Genomic DNA, 5,496 nt, shown 5'->3' on the forward strand with positions numbered 1-5,496 from the left:
GTTGGGGGCATATGCCTCCGCAAATCTCTATGAGATTTTGAGTTCAGCCCCATCACGCTCACGCTTGGCGCCGTCGCTCACAAAACGATGCCTGTGCCGTCACATCAGCTTGTTAACGCACATTTTTTGAGGTAGTTTCCCCTGAGTCTAAACTACGCGGGTTCATGCGATGCCGTTTGACCGTCTGTACCGAGCCGTGCCTGAAGCGTTCTTCCAGTTCCTGACCGAGTACACCGATGCGGCATTTGCGACCGCGTGGCTGACCGCGACGAAGACCGTAGCAGCGCCCGAGGTCTCGGCGACAGCGTCGCAGTTGCGGCACGCCCTCTGCGAGGATGCCTTCCGCCGGGCGGCCAATGAGGCCGGAATGGATGGGAACTGGTACCACACCGAGCCGCGTGGTGGACGTTACTCCATGTCCAGAAACGACGACGTCGTGATGGTCCGATGCAACGTGCAAAAGCATATGGGCACCCCCCGCCCCACCGGGTTTCGAAAGGCCCATGCGGCAGTCAACGAGTGGCTGGACCCACCGCACCCGTCGCTGCTGGAAGAAATCGCGCCAGCCCCGGATGACCTGATGTGCGCAATGGTCATCTCCACCGTCGAACATCGCGTGGACCCCACGGTGCCGGCGTACCTTGGTCTCGGAGTGCCGTCGCCTGATATGCGCCGCTGGTTGTTCCGGGCCAGCATCGTTGACCTGTTGGCGATGTACCGCGACAGGTCTGCACCTACCGTCGGCCAGCCCACGGTCGAAGTGAAGGATGTCGCAGTGCCCAGGTTGAAGCCGCGTAAGGAGTGAGTGATGAGAACAGGTACGCCCGGTTTCCGACCCAGCCGCCTACGGCTAGCTCGAGAAGCAAGGGGGCTGACACAGGTGGCGCTTGCGGAGCTTGTTGGTCGAAGCAGCCAGTCGGTATCGCGTTGGGAAAATGACGATCACGAGCAGTCGCCTGAACCGGATGCGCTACAGGCGCTGGCTGCCGCACTAAACGTACCGGTGTCGGGGCTGCTCGGAATGGAGCCGCACCAGTCACCTCACCCGTTTTTCTTTCGCTCGATGTCGGCCGCGACAAAAACACTGCGCTCGCGGATGTCGGCAAAGATGCTGTGGCAGCAGGAGGTCTCGGGCGTGCTGCAGGACCACTTGGACTTCCCCGCAGTGAACGTTCCGCAGCTCGGGGTGACTTCGCATCGGCAGCTCTCTGATCAGCGCATCGAGGAAGCGGCCGGAGAACTGCGGGCGCTGTGGGGTGTTGGCTCGGGGCCTATAGGTGATCTGCTCCTGGTCTTGGAGAATGCGGGTATCATCGTCTCGGTCGTGGCCGCCGCTACCGACAAGCTGGACGGCCTCTCGAACTGGAACAGCAAAGACAATCGCCCGTACATCCTGCTTGCGGCGGACATTCCAGTCACCGTTCGCCAGCGCCTAGACGCTGCGCATGAACTCGGCCATCTCGTCCTTCATCGGCATGTCAAAATGACGGAGTTGAACAGCCCGGCTGACTTCAAGGAAATCGAGAGACAGGCCTTCCTGTTCGCCAGCGCCTTCCTTATGCCCGCCGAGACGTTCAGCTCGGAGGTGTGGTCTCCGTCGCTCGCCTCATTTCTTTCCCTCAAAGAACGGTGGCGGGTGTCGGTCGGGGCGATGGTTATGCGTGCCCGCACGCTCGACCTCATTAGCCCGGAGTATGCCAGTCGCTTGTGGAAGCATATCTCGGCTAAGGGTTGGAGGAAGGGGGAGCCGCTTGACGACAAGCTGCCGCTCGAACGTCCTCGCGTCCTGTCGCGCGGCGTCACGATGTTGGTCGAGGACGGCGGCTTCGCGAAGGCTGACGTGATCGAGCTGATGCGTTTGCGGGAACGGGACATTGAGGAGCTGTGCGGCTTGCAGAAGGGTTACCTCAGTTCGACCAGCAATGTCGTAGGGCTGGTGGCGATGAAGCCCGAGGCGAGGCGGACACATGATGTGCCATCCACGGTCGTTCCATTTCGGCGGCGGTAGCTCCATCGCAGGCTCGCCATTGTCACCGGGAGGTGTCACACATCGCCCACGTTGCGGGGCCGAAAAAGCCCAGCATTCTCTAGGCCGCATGCTCTGACGGAGGCCTGTCCTCTCAAGGGCACCTTGGCCGTCCGTAGCTGGCTTCACGACCTCTCAGTCGTCGAGTTCTTCGGGCCACCCAAACACAAGCTCAGTGGGCCGCTCGCTGTGGCGCCAGTGGAACTCAAGGTACCCCGTGCGGTAGTTCACAACACACTTGCTAAAGGTCTGCCGCAGCGCCTGGTTGATCGTTGCAGGCGACTCGTCTGGCTTCTCCAACGCCTCGACGACAGACCGAAGTCGCAGTTCGACGGATCGGCGGATGTCGCCGCCAATCCTCTCCTCGGCCTTCGCGAGGGCGGCCCGTGCTTCTACGAGGGCGCCTTCCTGCAGCGACAGTCGTTCTCGCAATGCCCGAGACGTTCCGCCCCTCTCTATCTCGTCGAGCAGCCGGTCGATGCTCTCCAGCGTGGCATGCTCCTGCATTGCGAGCTTGTCCCGTTCGATGTTGAGTGCCTCGTCAGGAGCGGGCATCTCACTAACAAATAGCTCCGAGGCCCTTTCCCGTATCGCATCTTCCACGCCATCAACTCGTACCTGTCGATACCGACACCCCGCCCCCGACTTGGCCTTGGTGCAGACGAGGTAGGGGACCCCATTCCCGCGCCCCTTGTTTACCCTTGTCATTGTCGAGCCGCAGAGCGGACAGGTCGCGAGGCTCGCCAACAGGCTCGACACTTCCCCCGTCTTGCCCCGCATACGCGGGCTGACGGCGGGGCCTCCGACCCCGTTTATCCGCTCCCAGACCTCGACGGATATGGCGGCAGGGTAGTAGCCCTTCACCGGGGAGAGAGGGTCCCGAACCCGCTTTCCGTTCACGACGCGGGTACTGTGCGGCACCAGCGTTCCGATGACGGCTGGGTTCGACAGGATCTTCTTGATGTAGGACCTCTGCCACACCGAGGACTTGCGCTTACCTTCGCCGAACGTCTGTACACCCTCGGTGGTGAGCATATGGGCGATACGGTGCTGTCCCGCGCCGGCAATGGCTTCCCGAAAAATTCGGCGAACGACTTCGGTCCGATCCTCGATCAGCTTGATCTCGCTCCGGTCATCGCTGAGTGTCATCCACGCGGGGACGCGCTTTGTCATTGGTCGCTTGTGGGTCGCGGCTTGGGTCTTGAGTCGCCCCCACGCCTCGCGAACTCGACGCGACTTCGTGATGCTCTCCTCGTTGGCTCGCATCGCCGTCATGAGCGCCCACATCATCGCCATCGGGTCCTCATCGAGGACCGCGACGGAGTACTCCTTCTGGTCAGCGAGGGTGACGACGGTGATACCACTCTCGCAAATCTCCTCCAGCAGGCGGACCGCCTTCCGAGGCTTGTCGCGCGACAGTCGGTCGAGGTTTTCGATCAACAGGTATGAGCCATTGGCAATGATGCCGTCCTCGACGGCCCGCCTGAACTCCCCCAGCATACCGGTCTCGGCGTTGGCACCGCGAAACGCGGAGATGCCAAGGTCTTGGTAGCTGCTGTTGTCGAGTTCAACTCCCCGACTAGCGGCCCATTTCGATGCCGCTTCGGTCTGGCGACGGAGACTATCTCCTCGTTGCTGGTCGGGTGTCGAGAAGCGGACGTAGGAGTAGGCTTTAGGACTGTTGGTCGTCTTGGGCATCGGTCTCACGTGGGATTGCCGCGTAGACCTTACCCATGAGCGACGCCAGGGTCCTATGTCAACATACTGAACAGGTTATGGCCGCCCGCGGCCGCGACTTCCAGCGCTCGGCGCGCCACCTGCTGGCCGCGCACTTCGCTGAGGTCGGGCAGCCCAGCCGGCTCGGCCCGCCGCCGCGCCACCGGGCGGCTGCAGAGCTGAAAGCCACCGAGATGGTTGACCAGCGCCAACAGCGTCGGCGGTGCGACGATCTCGAGGTCCTCACCGGCCCACGCCGCTTCCGGCCCCGAGGCCTCGGCGCAGATGATCCCCATGTCGCGCGACAGCGCGGCGATCGCCGCCGGCAGCACTCCGGCGGTCGGCGCAAGGTGGCCGTTGAGCCCGAGCTCGCCCAGCGCCAGATAGCCTTCGAGCGCATCGGACGGAATGGCGCCAATCGCCGCCATCAGCCCGAGCGCGATCGGCAGGTCGTAATGGCTGCCCTCCTTGGGCAGGTCGGCCGGGGCGAGGTTCACGGTAATCCGCTTGGGCGGCAGGCTGAGGCCGGAGGCAGAGAGCGCCGCACGCACCCGCTCGCCCGATTCCTTCACCGCCTTATCCGGCAGGCCGACAAGAAAGAACTTGGGCAGCCCAGGCGCAATCTGCACCTGCACATCCACCGGCACCGCCTCGATCCCCTGAAACGCCACGGTGGCGACCCGCGTGACCATCGTACTGCCCCCAACACCTGGGCGGCACGCTAGCAGGAGGTCTGCGGGCTAGGCAAGAACATTTAGGGAACAGATCGATGGCTGGCTCCGGCTGCGACCGGAGCGCCGAGTCGGTGCCTACGGATAGTGGTTGAAGAGATTTCCGGCGTCCGGGATGTGCGCCATGATCGCATCGCTGATATCGGCAAGCTCTTCGAACGCCGTGGCTGGGATTGTCGCCTCGAGTGCCGCCGCGTTGCTTGCCACCTGCTCCTTCGTCCGGCCTCCTGCGACGACCGAATTGACGCCGACCTGGCCGAGGATCCAGCGGATCGAGAGGGTCGAAAGCGGCAGGTCGAGTTCGGCGGCAAGCCGCTTCATCTGCTCCACGCCGGCATGCACATGCGGCCAGATGTCAGCCCTGAATGGCAGGATCGAGTGACGCTGGTCACCGGCCATCAGGCCCGGATCGCGGCCGAACTTGCCGGTAAGGATCCCGTGACCCAGCGGGCTGTAGGCCACCACGGCGATATCGTGGGCGAGGCAGTACGGAATTGCTTCAGCTTCGGCATACCGCCACAGCAGGTTGTAGCCCAGTTGATGGACTTCGATGCTGCCGACCTCGGAAACCTGCTCCATTTGTGCGACGCTGAAGTTGCTCACCCCGACGGCACCGATCTTGCCCTGAGCGCGTGCGGTTTCGAGACCTTCCATGACCGGGCGCATATCCCTGCCGGCGCGGGGCCAGTGAATGTAGTAGAGGTCGATGAAGTCCACGCTGAGCCTGTTGAGGCTGCCTTCGACTTCGGCAATAGCGGCGGCGGCCGTCAGGTCATCGGTGTGCGACTTGGATGCGAGAAACACACTCTCCCGCTTGCCCTGAAGGAACTGGCCGAGCAGAGTTTCCGACCTGCCGTTGCCGTAGCCCGCGGCGGTATCAAAGTGCCGTATTCCAGCCAGATACGCGGCATTCAGTGCGCCGAGCAGATCGGTGTCCGTCGCGTCTTTGGCGTACCACGAGCCGCCCTGCGCAATCGGCAGCAGGGGCAACGGATTATTGGCGAGCGGGGCGGGGCGTAGGGC

At 63.2% G+C, this 5,496-nt stretch carries 4 protein-coding genes and 1 pseudogene; 2 read left to right on the top strand and 3 right to left on the bottom strand.

Annotated features, from left to right (window positions below; genetic code table 11):
* Positions 1-169: 169 nt before the first annotated feature.
* Together VW23_RS05640 and VW23_RS05645 are read left to right on the top strand one after the other, a co-directional pair.
* Positions 170-805 (top strand): hypothetical protein, encoded by a 636-nt coding sequence (locus VW23_RS05640; RefSeq protein WP_069908615.1) that lies wholly within the window; start codon positions 170-172, stop codon positions 803-805.
* A 3-nt stretch (positions 806-808) separates the two neighbouring features.
* Positions 809-2,008 carry an XRE family transcriptional regulator gene (locus VW23_RS05645; protein ID WP_069908616.1) on the top strand — a complete coding sequence of 400 codons (1,200 nt, stop codon included), beginning with the start codon at positions 809-811 and terminating at the stop codon, positions 2,006-2,008.
* Positions 2,009-2,161: 153 nt separating this feature from the next.
* Here VW23_RS05645 and VW23_RS05650 read toward each other — a convergent pair whose 3' ends face one another.
* The 3 genes and pseudogenes from VW23_RS05650 to VW23_RS05660 all read right to left on the bottom strand — a co-directional run.
* Positions 2,162-3,724: a recombinase family protein gene (locus VW23_RS05650; protein ID WP_069908617.1), complete on the bottom strand. Its 1,563-nt coding sequence runs from the start codon at positions 3,722-3,724 to the stop codon at positions 2,162-2,164.
* 71 nt (positions 3,725-3,795) lie between these two features.
* A pseudogene (locus tag VW23_RS05655) lies at positions 3,796-4,434 on the bottom strand (magnesium chelatase domain-containing protein); the annotation flags it as partial.
* Positions 4,435-4,551: 117 nt separating this feature from the next.
* Positions 4,552-5,496: aldo/keto reductase (locus VW23_RS05660; RefSeq protein ID WP_141728232.1), on the bottom strand; the 945-nt coding region annotated here is incomplete at its 5' end.

The organism is Devosia insulae DS-56, assembly GCF_000970465.2.
GTDB lineage: Bacteria > Pseudomonadota > Alphaproteobacteria > Rhizobiales > Devosiaceae > Devosia_A > Devosia_A insulae.

Excerpts from the sequence above, each read along its gene's own strand:
- VW23_RS05645 (WP_069908616.1), top strand. The coding sequence starts at position 809 with ATGAGAACAGGTACGCCCGGTTTCCGACCCAGCCGCCTACGGCTAGCT.
- VW23_RS05650 (WP_069908617.1), bottom strand. The coding sequence starts at position 3,724 with ATGCCCAAGACGACCAACAGTCCTAAAGCCTACTCCTACGTCCGCTTC.
- VW23_RS05640 (WP_069908615.1), top strand. The coding sequence starts at position 170 with ATGCCGTTTGACCGTCTGTACCGAGCCGTGCCTGAAGCGTTCTTCCAG.